The organism is Paenimyroides viscosum, from assembly GCF_003858535.1.
GTDB lineage: Bacteria > Bacteroidota > Bacteroidia > Flavobacteriales > Flavobacteriaceae > Flavobacterium > Flavobacterium viscosum.
Genome location: NZ_RQTJ01000047.1, coordinates 1 through 15,323 on the forward strand (window position 1 = coordinate 1; position 15,323 = coordinate 15,323).

Here is a 15,323-nt window from a genome sequence, read left to right on the forward strand (position 1 = left end):
TAATTTGTAACTTGCTTCTAGGTTGCTCATAAAATGTATTTCATTGTCAGTCAATACAATATGTTAATTTTTAGTAATTTAGCCAACCTTTTTTATAATGCACTACGGGTACTATTATTAAATTTAGATGAATGTTAATTATTAAAAAGTGACTAAAATACAAATAGTACTAAAAAAAAGAAAAGCATCTAACTTTACAGTTAGACACTTTTCTATAACCAAAAAAAACACTTATGAACTACAAATGTACAAAACATTTAATAAATAAACAACTTTAAATTAATTTTTTAATTGTAAAAAATATTCAACATAATGTTCGTTTTTAAACACAGTGCTTAATTAAAACATAATCAATTAGTTACACTCGAAATATTATTTAAAAGATGTTTTAAAATTTATAAATACCAACTAAAACCAACATTGCTTTAGGTATTTTATGAACTAAAACTACATACTATACACCGAAATTGAACAAAAGACTTTACATGAAATTTTAGTTGTTATTTATTTATGTATAAAAATAGAAGTATTAAAGAACGTATTTACTTAAATTTGTTACCTAATACGTAAGCAATGGAAACTTTTATTCTAATTGTACTTTTATCGGGAATAATTCCATTACTCATACTTTTTATAAAAAAGAAAGCCTTTAATTTTAGTGAGCCTATATTGCCGTTTATTTGGATCACTGCAATTGCAAGTGTGTATGAAATTGTAGGTACAGGTTTTTTACAAATTAATATTTCGTATTGGTTTCAAATTTATCCGTTTTTAGAAATAATTGCACTTACTTATTTCTTTTTAAAACTTTTTAAAGAAAAATACAAATTACTTATTTACTTTGGATTAACAATTTTATTGGCTGCATATTCCTATTCGTTTTTTTTATGGAAAGATGACGGAAGTTTATTTTCTCATGGTTTAAATAAAACTTTTATCTCAATTATAGTTATTCTTTTTTCTACATTATGGTTTAAAGATTTATTTAAAACGCTAGAGGAAGAAACCCTATGGAAACTACCAAATTTTTATTTTATATCTGCTATTCTTTTATACTATTCTAGCACTATGCTGTTATTTCTATTAAGTTCAGTAATTCGCGATGAGTTTATAGATAATTTTTGGTTGATAAATGTAATTGCAACCTTTTTATTACGAATTATATTAACTAGTGGCACATGCAAGATGAAATACAATTAAAATTATTTTTTTGGATCGGATCCGCAACAATGCTTTTTTTAGCCTTAGGTATTATTTTTATAACCGTGGCTTACAAAGCAAAAGTTGATAGGTTAAACCGAATAAAATCAGAAAGTTTATTAATAGCTTCGTTAGATTCAGAAAAAAGAGAACGCCAACGTATCGCTTCTGATTTACACGACGGTTTAAGTGGTGATATAAGTGCACTTAAAAACTATATTACTATACTAAACAGTAAAGAAGAAGATCTTTTTAAAAAAGAAATTTTACAAGAAGTATCTTCTGTACTTTCACATGCCCTTACAAATGTTCAAAATATTAGTTACAATTTAATGCCCCCGCTTTTAGAAAGTTACGGTTTGGTTTCAACCCTTAAAAGTTACTTTGATAGAGTAAAAAAACTACATACTATTAAAGTTAAACAATACTATTTTAGTGAAGTTATAGAAATTCCATCGTCTGAAGCTTATGAACTATACCGTATTATTCAAGAGTTTACAAACAATATGATAAAACACGGTAAGGCACAAGAAATAAGTATGGCTATATCTTTAAATGAAAACACGGTATGTTGTGAGATTTCTGATGACGGTTTACCGTTCGATTTTAAAAAAAACATACAAAGCTCTTTAGGAATGGGGCTTAAAAATATTAGTTCACGAATAAAACATATTGAAGCAAAACTTGTACAAGTACCTGAACAAAAGGGAAATAAATTTCAAATAATTTTAAAATCTGTAAAGAATGTTAAAAATAGCAATAACTGACGATCACACCTTGTTTAGAAAAAGTTTGGGCATGTTACTCAATAGTTTTAATAATATGCAGGTGGTACTTGAGGCTTCAAATGGTAGTGAATTATTAGAAAAACTTAAAACAACAAACGTTGATATTTTATTACTTGATTTACAAATGCCTGTGCTTGACGGTTTTGAAACCAGTAGACATGTTAAAGAAAAATATCCTGAAATAAAAATTTTGATACTCACCTTAATGAGTGGTGCCGATATTATTGAAAAAGTAATAAACATGGGCGTAAATGGATATTTTACCAAAAACACACCGCCTAACGAGTTAGAAAATGCTATTTGGAATTTAAAAGAAGATGGTTTTTATTTTGAAGACAGTCTTTCACAAGTAATAAACAAAATTTTAAGCACTACAGATAATCAAACAATTAAAGAACACGAAGTACTTTTTACCGAACGCGAATTAGAAATTATTAAACTTACAGCCGAAGGATTTAAAGCACGCGAAATTTCAGAGAAACTTTTTATTAGCCCAAAAACTGTTAACAACCACAAACAAAATATACAAAACAAATATAAATTTGAGAATATGATGACTGCTATACTATATTGTATAAACCATAACTTAATAAATGTAGATCTAAAATAATTGAAAAATGGGTATTTTACCTATTGCCATAATAACCTACTTTAGATAATTTAGCCGAAGTTTTATTGATAGAGTATATTTATAAATATATAAGTAAGAAAAACACCTTTGATTCACGGACTGTTAAAAATTTTTTAGCAGTCCTTTTTTTATCTCTAAATTTTAGAAACAAAAAAACATCTTTCTTTAACCCCTATAGCACTTATGTGTTATTTTTTTTCGATAAAAACCTTCGTTATAAAAAAATTTAGTGTAAATTAGATACTCCTTAAAACATAATAACTACTTATATTATTTGTAATACTAATTGTAAACATGTATTTATGAGATTAGTTAAACGGAAAGACACACACTCTTTTTCTGGTCAAAATACTCATGAAAACACATACAATTCGTTACTAACACCATTTTTATTATACCGTTTTAGAACATTTGTTTTAAACACAACTGAAAAGCAGAAAAATGGTTGGTTGAACTTTAAAAATTGTTAAACAAAAAATATAAAATTATGAGTACAGAAAATCTAAACAACAAAGAAGCCGTTGAAAAATTAAAAACATTGGTCAACTCTATAGACATTGGAATGTTATCAACTTTTCCTGCTAATAGTGATTACCCACATAGCATACCTATGAGTAGGCAAGAAGTAGACGAAGAAGGTGCTATTTGGTTTTTGTTTTCTTCCGAAAGTGATACCCACACACATTTAACGCAAAATAAAAAGGTATCTATTACTTTTTCTGATGTTAAATCGTATGAATTTGTAAGTTTAAACGGTATTGCTGAAGTAAGTAATGATGTAGATCGAATTGAAAAATATTGGAATAAAATGATGGACGCTTGGTTTGAAAAAGGGAAAGAAGATCCTAATATTCGAATATTAAAAGTCACTCCTAAAGATGCACATTATTGGGATAACAAAACAAACAAGTTAGTAACCTTTTTTAAAGTTGCCGCAACAGCTATAGCAGGTATAAAAACAGATATTGGCAGAGAAGGAAATTTAGATATTTAAGCTTATAATTTTAAACACAAACAAAAATTTTATGAAAAAGAAAACCATATTTTATGTTGCCATTGCAATTATTATGGCAAGTACTGCTAGTTTTATCTATTCATGTAAGTCTGTAAAAGTACCAGATAATATAACGGTGGTAGATAACTTTAAATTAGAACCTTACATGGGGACGTGGTACGAAATTGCTCGTTTTGATTTTAAACACGAAAAAGATTTAAGTAACGTTACGGCAACGTATTCATTAAAAGAAAATGGTAAAGTTAAAGTAGTTAACAGAGGTTATAATTACGTAAAAGACAAATGGGAACAAGCCAACGGAAAAGCAACTTTTGTAAATAATACCAATGTAGGTGCTTTAAAAGTTTCATTTTTTGGACCTTTTTATGCGGGTTATAATGTAGTATTAATGGAACCCGATTATGAAAATGTATTGGTTTTTGGTGAAAACACAGATTATATTTGGATACTATCACGAAAAAAAACCATTCCTAATGCTGTAAAAGAAAAATTTTTAAAAGAAGCAGAAAAAGCCGGCTATGATTTAAATAGATTGGTTTGGACAAAACATGATAAATAATGTTAATGAAACCTTCGTCACTTCGAGTAGCGTAATGAAGTGTAGCGTATCGAGAAGTTGATTTCACAAGTTCTCGACAAGCTCGAAATGACGTGCGTTCTATAATATTTTAAGAAAAAATTATCTATTTCTGTTTTTCAATCAAGTACTTCCAATATCTTTTAGGAACATGTTGTAAATGCAGCTTCATATTTTCACGTGCTTCAATATTCGTGCTTTTAAAATATTGTTTCCATAAACGTTTAAAAAGTTCGTCACGTTCATCTAATGCAATTGTTAAACCAGTACTTTGCAGATTTTTCTGCTCTGTGGTGTCAATTTCAATTTCCGATATAGTTATCGTATCATAATAAAATCCGTATTTGCGCTTAGCATCATAAATAATCCAAGGTTGATCGGCATATCTATTCTTAAAAAAAGAAAGTATTAAAGGCAAAACATTAAAATCGGGTTCAATAAGCGCGTAAAACAAACCGTCATTACTTTTACTAAATCGAATAAATGCCTTCATACGGTGGCGTTCTCTACTCACTTTTTTTAAAGTTTGATGAAAGTAAAGCACCTGTGAATCCCCAAAATTTTCTAAAACATTTGTTTGTCCTTTAAATAACTGAACCATGACGTGATAAGCTGCTTGCCATGCCAACAAATCTTCAGACAAAAACGCTCGGTACATATCATCTGTCAATGATTTTCCAAATTTGCTTTTTAAACCTTTCTGAATGCGTTGGGCTTTATCAACATCGGTAAAAATGGTTCTATGTGGCTGAAATATATCAGGCTGAAACCTATTTTCATCAACAGGTACGGCTTGCCATTCTTTCATTTCGAAACATTCAAAAACGCAGCATAAAAACCCATAGTAGCTTCCGTCAAAAACATAATTCATTCTAAAACAATTTTAACTGATTTTCTGGCGTTTGCAGTTTATATTTACTGTTTCCTGTTTGTAAAATAATGTTTTTAAGTTGTGGTGCGTATTTAAAACCTAAAGAAACAGCAGAATCTGCACAAATAATAAAGTGTTTCGCACGATTAAATGCGATACCCATTTTTTTGAGCTGATATTCGCGCAAACTTCCATATTTTCTTGCTGAAACAATTTTCATTGCAGATTGCCTGCCAATACCTGGAACTCTAATTATTGTTTGATAATCTGCCGTATTTACATCAACCGGGAATAAATGTAGGTTTCGCAATGCCCAACTTAACTTGGGATCTATATCCAAATCTAACTGTGTAAATGCTGGATTTAAAATCTCGTTCAAATTAAAATTGTAGAACCTCAGCAACCAATCGGTTTGATACAATCTGTTTTCTCTAATTAACGGTGGATTGGTGCCTATTTGCGGTAAAAAGGCATCAGAATTATTTATAGGAATGTATCCACTATAATACACGCGCTTAAGCTGATATTTTTTATAAAACTCATCGGCAACACTCATAATTTCCCAATCATTTTCAGGCGTTGCACCAATAACCATTTGCGTACTTTGCCCGGCAGGCACAAATGTTGGCGTGTGCTTTATAAGTTTTTTTTCGTTTTGAAACGTTTGTATTTTAGTATTTACAAACTGCAATGGTTTACGTACGGCATCATGGCTTTTTTCTGGAGCTACCAATTTTAAACCAGCTTCGGTAGGCATTTCTAAATTAATACTCATACGGTCAACATACAATCCGGCTTCTTGAATTAATTCTTCACTAGCCCCGGGAATAGTTTTTAGATGAATGTACCCGTTATAACGTTCTTCTAACCTAAGTTTTTTAACAATGCGCAACAAACGTTCCATAGTAAAGTCGGCATTTTTAAAAATGCCCGAGCTTAAAAATAAGCCTTCAATGTAATTTCTGCGGTAAAAGTTCATGGTTAAATCAACCACTTCTTCTACTGTAAAAGCCGCTCGTTTTACATCGTTACTTTTACGACTTACACAAAAAGCACAATCGTAAATACAGTGGTTTGTCAATAAGATTTTTAGCAACGACACACACCTGCCATCTTCGGTATAGGTATGGCAAATTCCAGAGGAAGAAGCATCGCCAATTCCACCTATATTTTTTCGTTTGCTACCGCTAGAACTACAACTTACATCGTATTTTGCGGCATCTGCAAGAATCATTAATTTCTCTTCAATTCGTTCCAAAACATTCGCTCTAAATACCTTATCAAAGGTACTTATTTACTACTTTTTAAAAATGTCGTTGCAGTGTTAAAAACGACATAGAACTGTTAAGTTTTTTATAAGATGTCTTTCTGTAAGCACTTATTCGTTTTTTAACCAAGGATTTATTCTTAACTTGTAGTTTCATTTTAAAAAATTAAGCTATGAATGATTTAAAAGGAAAAAAAATTGCCATTTTAACCGAAGATGGTTTTGAAGAAATTGAGTTAACCAGCCCAAGAGATGCATTAAAAGAAGCTGGTGCCGAAGTGTTTATTGTATCGCCCAAAAAAGACAAAGTTAAGGCTAAATCTGGTGATGATTGGACCAATGAATACCAAGTAGATGTATCATTAGAAAATGCAAATTCCAGTAATTTTGATGCATTGATATTGCCTGGCGGAGTGATAAATCCGGATAAACTGCGTACTAATAAAGACGCCTTAAGTTTTGTACAATCTTTTTTTAATGAAGATAAAACGGTGGCTGCAATTTGCCATGGTCCGCAGGTATTGATAAATGCCAATATGGTAAATAACAAAAAAATGACATCGGTTGAAGCTATTGCGTTAGACTTAAAAAATGCCGGTGCACAATGGGAAGACAAAGAGGTTATTATTGACAAAAACCTTGTTACCAGCCGTACACCTAAAGATTTACCAGCCTTTAACCGCGCAACTATTGAAGCAATTATGAAAAAATAACGTTGTAAGGTTACATAAACTAACAAAAGGAGCTTTAAAGCTCCTTTTTACGTATCATTTCTACATGCGGAATATCATCTTCCATGTATTCAGCAGAAACCGTTTTAAAACCGTGTTTGTTGTAAAAGCCTTGTAAATGTGCTTGTGCAGATATGGTAATATCACCGGTTTTATATAAACTTTCTACAGCTTCCACAGCGTGTTTCATTAGTTCATGCCCTAAATTAAATTTTCTATGATCGGGATGTACTACTACCCTACCAATACTGCTTGTATCATATTTAATTCCTGGTTCAAAAATACGTGCATAAGCTACCAAAACCTCATCATTCCAAAACATTACGTGATGTGCCACCTGATCGTTTCCATCGGTATCTAAATACGGACAATTTTGTTCCACTACAAAAACCAAGTTTCGCAGGTTCAATAGTTCATAAAGTTCAGATACGGTTAAATCGTTAAATTTTTTAATTTTAATGTTCATTGAAATTTATGGTTTTAATAATAGCTTCTATTTCTAATAATTGATCGCGTTTGTTTTTAAACGGATTGTTCACGTATCCTTCAATAAACAAATAGCGTTTGTAATAATCGTCACGAATGGCGTAGCAAACAAATGGTCCTTTTAAAAAATCGTTAGCGGTTTCCCAATTCCCTGTAATTTTGTAAACAGGAAATTCTAAAAGTTTTTCTTTTGAAATTGTTTGTGTATTTTGAATATTGGTTACCACATAACCAAAATCTTTTGCTGTTTTTAAAAATTCTTTCCCTATGTAATTTCGTGCGTGTAACAAATTTGTTTCTATTGGCTGTTGGTTATTTTCAATCTCGGCTATAGGAAATTCATACAAAACCAAATTTAAACTGCCCGATGACAAATCTTTCTGATACCATAAAAAAGGAAATTCATTTTTAACTTGTAAATAGTATGCATCTGGTATTTTTAGCGTACAACCAAAAAAATCTTTTAATTCATTTAAATTATTTGTTGACGATCTAACTACTTCATGCGTTTCTTCGTTTAATTCTGATGTACGAAAAACGGCAACGATAGAATCTGCTTTAGAATGGAACATCTTTAGTAAATCGTCGGTGTTTTGTGCCCGTAAAAAAAAGTAATTTTGGGGTGTAGCGTTCACACTTTTTTGTAGCAGAAATTCATTTACAGTATTCGTTGAAAACAATACAATATTTCGCGCCATTTTTGCACGTGTTGTAAATATCTTAGGATCAAGCTGAACCAAATCAAACTGTGGTTCTGCTTCTGTACTACCAACAATTGGCTTGGCAAGCTGTTTTCTAATACTATCGCCCAATTTACCTACCCACAAACTATCATCTATAACCAACACAATTTCATTGCGGTTACCAAATGATTGTTTTAGATTAACAGCTGCAGTTTCGGTGTTTTTTTTACAACCTACGCTTAAAGCCGCAACTACCAATAAATAAAAAACAAGGTGTTTCATGTTATCTGCTAGATTATTGTAAAATTACACAAACCCAAACAAATTATCCATGTAATTGATCTATAATTATAGATTAGAAATTGGTTAGATTTTTGGAACCCATTTTTAATATCTTTTATACTAATAAACCCTTAATTATTAAAGTTCTAATAACCTTTACGTTACGCAATTAAAAAAAACAATATATAATTTAGTACTGTATTAAATAATAAAAGTTAATTATTAACGTAACGAAAGGAGTGTTTTTTTTATCTGTTAAAGCAAGTTGTAAAGACTTGCTTTTTCTTTTTTGCATAAAGAAATTGTACTTTTGCAAAAATTTTATAATCATGAAAAAACTAATACTTATAGCCTTATTGGCTTTTGTAGGAACAGCAAATGCTCAAACCGAAAAAGGAAACTGGATGTTTGGCGGAGCAACTACTTTTAATTTTAACTCATCTAATCCTTCAGCTAAACAAGATGGTGTAACAATTGATGGAATTAAAACCAGTAACATTACAGCAACACCCTCTGTTGGATATTTTGTAATGAATAATCTTGCAATAGGAATGGATCTAGAGCTTTCGGTACAAAAAACAAAAGAATATCAATCTTATGGCAGTCCTATGATTGATGTTAAAACAACTGTCTTTGGCATTATTCCTTCTGCAACTTATTATTTTAAAAATGAATCAAAGGCTTTTCCATACATTGGCGCAGGTGCAGGATACGCTGTTGCTAAAGCAAAGGTTGCAGATACTACAATTGAACCTACAAACTTTTTTGTATGGAAAATAAAAGGAGGCGTTGCGTACATGATAACTAATGATATTTCGGTTGATTTTGGTTTGAATTATAATCAGTTATCAACTAAATTCAATTATCCAAGCGGAGAATCATATAAATCATTTAACAAGAACTTCGGTGCTAATTTAGGATTTACTCTTTTCTTGAATTAGAAGTTCTTTAAAACAAAAAATCGACTTTAAAAGTCGATTTTTTGTTTTTATATCATTCAGATTAATCTAAGATAGCTGCAATTCCAGGCAACGTTTGTCCTTCTAACATTTCCAACATGGCACCACCGCCTGTAGAAACATAACTTACTTTATCGTCTAAATCAAATTGTTTTACAGCTGCTACAGAATCTCCGCCGCCTACTAATGAAAACGTTCCAGCTTCGGTTGCATCGGCAATAAAATTACCTAATGTAATGGTTCCGGCAGCAAATTTTTCCATTTCGAAAACGCCTAAAGGTCCATTCCATAAAATAATTTTAGAATCCATGATTACTTTGTTTAACTGTTCTAAAGTTTTCGGACCAACATCCAAACCTTGCCATCCGTCAGGAATGTCGTTTGCAGGAACAATTTTAGTATTTGCATCGTTAGAAAACGCATCGGCAGCAACCACATCAACCGGAATATGAATCTGTACGTTTTTAGCTTTTGCTTTTTCTAAAATCTCTAACGCCAATTCCATTTTATCGTCTTCAACAAGAGAACTACCAATCTTTCCTCCCTGTGCTTTAATAAAGGTAAACATCATTCCGCCACCAATAATCATGTGGTCTACCTTATCTAAAATATTTTCGATAATAGTAATTTTAGACGATACTTTTGATCCACCTAAAACTGCCGTAACTGGTTTTTCGGTTGAATTCAATACTTTATCAATACTTTCGATTTCTTTAGCCAGTAAAGATCCAAAAAGTTTATCGTTAGGGAAAAATTTCGCAACAATTGTGGTTGAAGCATGTGCGCGGTGAGCTGTTCCAAAAGCATCGTTCACATATACATCGCCTAATTTCGACAATTTTTCTGCAAAAGTTTCATCGCCCGCTTCTTCTTCTTTGTAAAAACGCAGATTTTCCAATAAAATCACTTCGCCCGCTTTTGCATCAGCAACAACTTTTTCAACATCAGCACCTACAGAATCGTTTATAAAAGTTACTTTTCTGCCCAAAACCTCTTCTACTTTAGAAACGATGTGCTTTAAAGAAAATTTATCTTCCGGTCCGTTTTTTGGTCTGCCTAAATGCGACATCAATATTGCCACGCCGCCATCGTTCACAATTTTATCAATTGTTGGTTTTGCTGCAACAATACGGTTATCGTCGGTTACCTGAAACTGATCGTTTAAAGGCACATTAAAATCTACACGAATAATGGCTTTTTTGTTACTGAAATTAAAATCGTTTATTGTTTTCATTGCTTTTTTATGTAGTTGAATTGTTTGTAAAGCGCAAATATACAATTTATTGTAAAATAGTTTTTTTAATTAAAATCGAATGTCAAAAACCTCGCAACCAAAACGTAAAATAGCTATAAACATAATGAACAGAAAAATGTAGCGCACCCATTGCTGTCCTTTCAATATTGCCAGTTTGGCGCCACAGTAACCACCCAAACCGTTACACACAGCCATAGGAAGAGCTATTTTCCAGATAATTTGTCCTTTTATCAAAAACAGGCAAATGCTTCCTAAATTTGTGGCAAGGTTAATCATTTTGGCATAAGCAGACGCGTGATAAAAATCTAATCCAACTAAGAAAATAAATCCCATAATAAAAAAAGTTCCTGTTGCCGGTCCGATAAATCCATCATAAAAACCGACTAAAATCGCTATAACTATCCCATAAACCCAACGGTTACGCTCTGTAATTTGGTCTGTTTTCTTACTTGAAAAATCTTTGCGTATATAAGTAAAAATCCATAATACTAGTAAAATAATTAGTAAAAGTGGTTTCATAAAATCGTTGTTCACAACGGTTAAAACAAACGATCCTAAAAAGGCACTGGTAAAAGAAATAAGTGCCAATACTAAGAAATATTTCCAGTTTATTTTTGCTTTCTTTAAATATTGCCCTACTGCCAGAGCCGTTCCTGAAAACGCAGGTATTTTTAGTGTTCCTATAACCGACGAAATCGAATAATTAGGTAAAAATACCAAGCCTAACGGTGTTTGAATCAAACCACCACCACCAGCAATTGCATCAACAAAACCTGCACAAAATGCAACGAGACATAAACATGCCAAAACCTCTAACTCCATTTTAAAAAAATGCAAAGTTAAAGGTTCTAAATTTTAATTTGGTAAAATTTAAAAGAAATAGCCCCAGTCGCGTTCAGTCAACTATTATTTCAACCTAATTTCATATCTTTAACTTGGCATAAATTTCATTCTAAATCTATTAGGAGAAGGAACATTAAAGCGTTATTTTTGTTTTATGAAATTTTCAGATATCGTAGGTCAAAACCACTTAAAAAACCATTTGGTAAACAGCGTTCAAAAAGGGAGAATTCCGCATGCCCAATTGTTTATTGGCCCGGAAGGAAGCGGTACGTTGTCAATGGCGCTGGCGTATGCCCAATACATTATCTGCAACAATAAAGGCAGTGAAAATGAGGGTGGATCTACAGCCTGCAATTTGAAGTTTGATCATTTACAGCATCCCGATCTGCATTTTGTGTATCCGGTTGCTACAACAGACAGCATTAAATCAAACGCGACAAGCGATGATTTTTTGGGTACTTGGATCGATTTTTTAAAGGAAACTCCGTATGGATCTGTAAATGACTGGTACGAAGCTATTGGAATTCAGAAAAAGCAGGGAAACATTTCGGTTCACGAAGCAGCAAGCATCCTTAAAAAACTTATTTTAAAGCCGTTTGAAGGTGGTTATAAGGTAATGATTATTTGGATGGCAGAAAAGATGAATACCGAAGCCGCAAACAAGCTGTTAAAGCTGTTGGAAGAACCGACTGATAAAACCGTTTTTATACTGATTGCAGAAGATGAAAAAGCTATTTTGCAAACGATATTGTCGCGTTGCCAAGTTTTACATTTTAATGCTTTAAACGAACAGGAAATTGTTCAGGGATTGATTGAAAAAGAAAACTGCGATGAAGTTGACGCTTACAGCATTGCCAAACAGGCTCAGGGAAATTACAACAAAGCACTTAAATTACGCTATAATATTACAAACGAATATCCGTTTGACGAATGGTTTGTAACTTGGGTTCGTGCGGCATTTCGTGCCAATAAAAACGCACGTGTTGTTAGCGATTTAATTAAATGGAGCGATGAAATAGCTTCTATTGGTCGTGAAAAACAAAAGCTTTTTTTAAATCATTGTATGGAATTGTTCCGACAAGCTTTACTGTTGAATTACAGTACCAGCGAATTGGTTTATATGGAACCAAAGGTTGAAAATTTTAAACTGAAAAATTTCGCACCCTTTGTAAACGAACACAATATTTTAGAGATTTATCAGGAAATTGAAGATGCTACGTACCATATTGAACGCAACGGAAATGCCAAAATGATCTTTACCGACTTGTCTATTAAACTAACCAGATTGATTCATAAGAAATAAGATTTTAAGTATTTGGGGTAAGACTAACTCTCTTTTTCCACGCACTTACCGTATTACGGCTTAAATTGAATATTTTAGCCGTTTCTATGTTAGTTAATTTATTTTCTTCTTGATATTTAAGCACTTTCATTACAGCAGTTACATCGTATGATTTGTGTTTATTGACCGTGCTTTCTGTACCAAAAATTAATTTGTTTAATCTTAAAACATCATAACAATCTGTAATTTCTTTTTCAAGAATTAAAGAATATAATTCTCTTTTCTCTGGATATTTCAATTCTATAGCATCCTGAAATATCTTTTTGTAGTTTATAATATTCATATTAAATGTTATATTTTTTTATCCAATTATGTAATGTCGTTTTAGGGATACCGTATAGTTGGGTAATTTCAGTTGTGGTTTTTGTTTTTGTTTTAATAAGTTCTAAAATAAAATCGATTATTTCTTTTGTGTAAATATTTTTGCGAAACATTTATGAAATATTAACTATATTTGAAAGGAGTTTGTGTACTTATTTCACAGACTGACGTTATGTGCAACTTAAGACATACTGACAATCATAATTTTTCTAGTTTAGCAAAACCTACTGTCTTTCTATAATTATCGGGAGAAACACCTACTTTCTTCTTGAAAAACCTACTAAAATAAAATTCATCGTCATACCCAAGATTAGCTGCGATTTGTTTCAAAGGTTTTGAGGTTAAATATAGTTCGCGTTTAGCCTCTATAATAATTCTATTAGAAATTAACGAACTAGGTGTTTGCTGTAAATATTTTTTCACAATTCCAGCCAATGTTTTAGTGCTAACACATAAAACATCTGCATAATCTTTCGGAGAGTGTAACTCAGAATAATTCTTCTCAATAGAATCTACTAAATTTTGCAATATTTCAGATTGATCATCAGAAAATTTTGGCACTATATCTTTATTAGATTGTTTTTTTTGTCTCACAGCTTCTATTAAAAACACCTTTAAAAAAGCCACAAGAACCTCATGCTGAGCAATAGAATCTCTATCCATTTCTTTTGAAATTTGATCTATAAGGTTAAAAAACAACGCTTTTTCAGAAATTTTAAAATGTGGTAATCCATGAAAGTTGTTAAAAAGAACGCCTTCTGTTTCAATTTCATTTTGATGACGATATGTACAAAAAAAGTCAGGGTGAAAATTTAATAACCAGCCTTGACAAGGTTCTTCAGAAGAAATCATAAATGGTTGATAAGACGACAAGCAAATCATTTGATAACCTTGCAGTTCATAATTAGAAAGATCTACACTTAACTTATAGTTGCTTGCGTTAAGTAAAATAATAGAATAATAATTTTTTCTTTGTAAATGATCAAATTGATTAAGATTTTCAAACCTTTCTAGTCTAAATGCTAGTTCACCATTTTGCTTATCAACAATAATTTGAGCCATAAGAGTCTATTTCTTTTTTAATGTTACGTATTAAAAAGACAGGAGTGTTTGTTACACTCCTGTCTAAAGATAACAATTATTTCGAAACTATGATGTCTATTTTTTGAATTGCTGATGCTTCAAAACCATCTAAAAGAACAGGCGCATTTTCCATAAGTGCAGCTGCAACTTTTCCTGTTAAATGTGCATCTCTACCAGAATCATCTGCAAAAGTATCAAAGATTGCATATGTAGTAGCATCTATTTTTATAGCATACCAAGATAAAGTTTTTGGCTCGTCACCAACTAATTGTTTGCCGACATTAAGGAAGTTTTCAACATCTGTTGTCTTTGCTTCTTTAGATTTCATAATAACAAGCAAACCCTTGTTTTGCAATCCGGATTTATGATTAGATGCTAATACATCTACTGCTTGAATATCTGTGCTAGGATCAAAGTTGTCTAATAAATCACCTGCATTTGCTAATAATGCCTTCGCAACTTCGCCTGTTAAATGTGCTTGTCTTCCTTCTTCTACTTCAAAAGTATCATAAATACCAAAAGTATTATTATCTATTTGAAAGGCAAACCAAGATACTGTTTGAGGTTCTTGATTTACTAATGCTAATCCACCAAGTAAGAAGTTTTTGACGTCTTGTTCTTTTCCTGTTTTTGCTTTCATAATTACTAATAATCCGATAGTTTCTTTTTTTGTACTGTTCATAATGTTTGTGTTTTTAGATTTTGAAAATGTTTGAATTGTAAATCCTAGTAGAAAAACTAGGAATGCTAATTTTAATGGAACTTTAGTTTTCATCGTTTCTTGTTTATTTGTTACAGTGCAAATTTGAGACGAAACAAAAGACTATGGAATGGATGTTTATTGCTAACGCATGGACAATTTTCAAAAAAAGCAATACTATTGAATCCAGTATGCACATAATCGAGTAGACGGCTCCGCCAGAAACTGACGGAGTGCGCCTCTCAACTTAGCGAAGCGATATCTTGAAATACCTATAAAAAATAAACAC

18 protein-coding genes are annotated in these 15,323 nt (G+C 31.6%); 9 read left to right on the plus strand and 9 right to left on the minus strand.

Features of this window, described 5'->3' with window-relative positions; genetic code table 11:
- Positions 1-573 precede the first annotated feature (573 nt).
- From EG242_RS13870 to EG242_RS13890, 6 genes are all read left to right on the plus strand, one after another.
- A complete protein-coding gene (locus tag EG242_RS13870; RefSeq protein WP_124900458.1) occupies positions 574-1,200 on the plus strand; it encodes a hypothetical protein in 627 nt (208 codons plus the stop codon).
- A gap of 29 nt (positions 1,201-1,229) precedes the next feature.
- The gene (locus EG242_RS13875) at positions 1,230-1,967 is read left to right on the plus strand and encodes a sensor histidine kinase (RefSeq protein WP_158608881.1); all 738 of its coding nucleotides are present in this window, start codon (positions 1,230-1,232) and stop codon (positions 1,965-1,967) included.
- Positions 1,945-2,598 (plus strand): response regulator transcription factor, encoded by a 654-nt coding sequence (locus EG242_RS13880; RefSeq protein ID WP_124900460.1) that lies wholly within the window; start codon positions 1,945-1,947, stop codon positions 2,596-2,598. Before EG242_RS13875 ends, EG242_RS13880 begins: the two co-directional genes overlap by 23 nt.
- Before the next feature lie 323 nt (positions 2,599-2,921).
- On the plus strand, positions 2,922-3,089 hold the full coding sequence (locus tag EG242_RS14880; RefSeq protein WP_158608882.1) for a hypothetical protein: 168 nt from the start codon (positions 2,922-2,924) through the stop codon (positions 3,087-3,089).
- Positions 3,090-3,106: 17 nt separating this feature from the next.
- Positions 3,107-3,613: a pyridoxamine 5'-phosphate oxidase family protein gene (locus EG242_RS13885; protein WP_124900461.1), complete on the plus strand. Its 507-nt coding sequence runs from the start codon at positions 3,107-3,109 to the stop codon at positions 3,611-3,613.
- A gap of 31 nt (positions 3,614-3,644) precedes the next feature.
- The gene (locus EG242_RS13890; protein ID WP_124900462.1) at positions 3,645-4,193 is read left to right on the plus strand and encodes a lipocalin family protein; all 549 of its coding nucleotides are present in this window, start codon (positions 3,645-3,647) and stop codon (positions 4,191-4,193) included.
- A 124-nt stretch (positions 4,194-4,317) separates the two neighbouring features.
- On the opposite strand, the gene EG242_RS13895 is transcribed toward EG242_RS13890, so the two are convergent.
- Positions 4,318-5,082 (minus strand): TIGR03915 family putative DNA repair protein, encoded by a 765-nt coding sequence (locus tag EG242_RS13895; RefSeq protein ID WP_124900463.1) that lies wholly within the window; start codon positions 5,080-5,082, stop codon positions 4,318-4,320.
- 1 nt (position 5,083) lies between these two features.
- Positions 5,084-6,340 carry a putative DNA modification/repair radical SAM protein gene (locus EG242_RS13900; protein WP_262673910.1) on the minus strand — a complete coding sequence of 419 codons (1,257 nt, stop codon included), beginning with the start codon at positions 6,338-6,340 and terminating at the stop codon, positions 5,084-5,086.
- A 182-nt stretch (positions 6,341-6,522) separates the two neighbouring features.
- Here EG242_RS13900 and EG242_RS13905 point away from each other — a divergent pair, with 182 nt between their 5' ends.
- The gene (locus EG242_RS13905) at positions 6,523-7,062 is read left to right on the plus strand and encodes a type 1 glutamine amidotransferase domain-containing protein (protein ID WP_124900464.1); all 540 of its coding nucleotides are present in this window, start codon (positions 6,523-6,525) and stop codon (positions 7,060-7,062) included.
- 34 nt (positions 7,063-7,096) lie between these two features.
- On the opposite strand, the gene EG242_RS13910 is transcribed toward EG242_RS13905, so the two are convergent.
- Together EG242_RS13910 and EG242_RS13915 are read right to left on the minus strand one after the other, a co-directional pair.
- On the minus strand, positions 7,097-7,546 hold the full coding sequence (locus EG242_RS13910; protein ID WP_124900465.1) for a GNAT family N-acetyltransferase: 450 nt from the start codon (positions 7,544-7,546) through the stop codon (positions 7,097-7,099).
- The gene (locus tag EG242_RS13915; protein ID WP_124900466.1) at positions 7,536-8,531 is read right to left on the minus strand and encodes a DUF4837 family protein; all 996 of its coding nucleotides are present in this window, start codon (positions 8,529-8,531) and stop codon (positions 7,536-7,538) included. The genes EG242_RS13910 and EG242_RS13915 overlap by 11 nt, the downstream gene beginning before the upstream one ends.
- Before the next feature lie 329 nt (positions 8,532-8,860).
- Here EG242_RS13915 and EG242_RS13920 point away from each other — a divergent pair, with 329 nt between their 5' ends.
- Complete coding sequence (locus EG242_RS13920; RefSeq protein ID WP_124900467.1) at positions 8,861-9,472, plus strand: OmpW family outer membrane protein; 612 nt, start codon at positions 8,861-8,863, stop codon at positions 9,470-9,472.
- 61 nt (positions 9,473-9,533) lie between these two features.
- Here EG242_RS13920 and EG242_RS13925 read toward each other — a convergent pair whose 3' ends face one another.
- Both EG242_RS13925 and EG242_RS13930 read right to left on the minus strand, forming a co-directional pair.
- The gene (locus tag EG242_RS13925; protein WP_124900468.1) at positions 9,534-10,724 is read right to left on the minus strand and encodes a phosphoglycerate kinase; all 1,191 of its coding nucleotides are present in this window, start codon (positions 10,722-10,724) and stop codon (positions 9,534-9,536) included.
- A gap of 69 nt (positions 10,725-10,793) precedes the next feature.
- Positions 10,794-11,567 carry a sulfite exporter TauE/SafE family protein gene (locus EG242_RS13930; protein WP_124900469.1) on the minus strand — a complete coding sequence of 258 codons (774 nt, stop codon included), beginning with the start codon at positions 11,565-11,567 and terminating at the stop codon, positions 10,794-10,796.
- Positions 11,568-11,742: 175 nt separating this feature from the next.
- Here EG242_RS13930 and EG242_RS13935 point away from each other — a divergent pair, with 175 nt between their 5' ends.
- Complete coding sequence (locus tag EG242_RS13935; protein WP_124900470.1) at positions 11,743-12,891, plus strand: DNA polymerase III subunit; 1,149 nt, start codon at positions 11,743-11,745, stop codon at positions 12,889-12,891.
- 4 nt (positions 12,892-12,895) lie between these two features.
- Here the strand turns inward: EG242_RS13935 and EG242_RS13940 are convergent, their stop codons facing one another.
- The 3 genes from EG242_RS13940 to EG242_RS15090 all read right to left on the minus strand — a co-directional run bounded on the left by EG242_RS13940 (position 12,896) and on the right by EG242_RS15090 (position 15,109).
- Positions 12,896-13,213 (minus strand): helix-turn-helix domain-containing protein, encoded by a 318-nt coding sequence (locus EG242_RS13940; protein ID WP_124900471.1) that lies wholly within the window; start codon positions 13,211-13,213, stop codon positions 12,896-12,898.
- 236 nt (positions 13,214-13,449) lie between these two features.
- The gene (locus tag EG242_RS13945; RefSeq protein WP_124900472.1) at positions 13,450-14,313 is read right to left on the minus strand and encodes a helix-turn-helix domain-containing protein; all 864 of its coding nucleotides are present in this window, start codon (positions 14,311-14,313) and stop codon (positions 13,450-13,452) included.
- Positions 14,314-14,389: 76 nt separating this feature from the next.
- Entirely contained in the window at positions 14,390-15,109 is a 720-nt protein-coding gene (locus EG242_RS15090; RefSeq protein WP_124900473.1) for a putative quinol monooxygenase, read from the minus strand.
- Positions 15,110-15,323 lie beyond the last annotated feature (214 nt).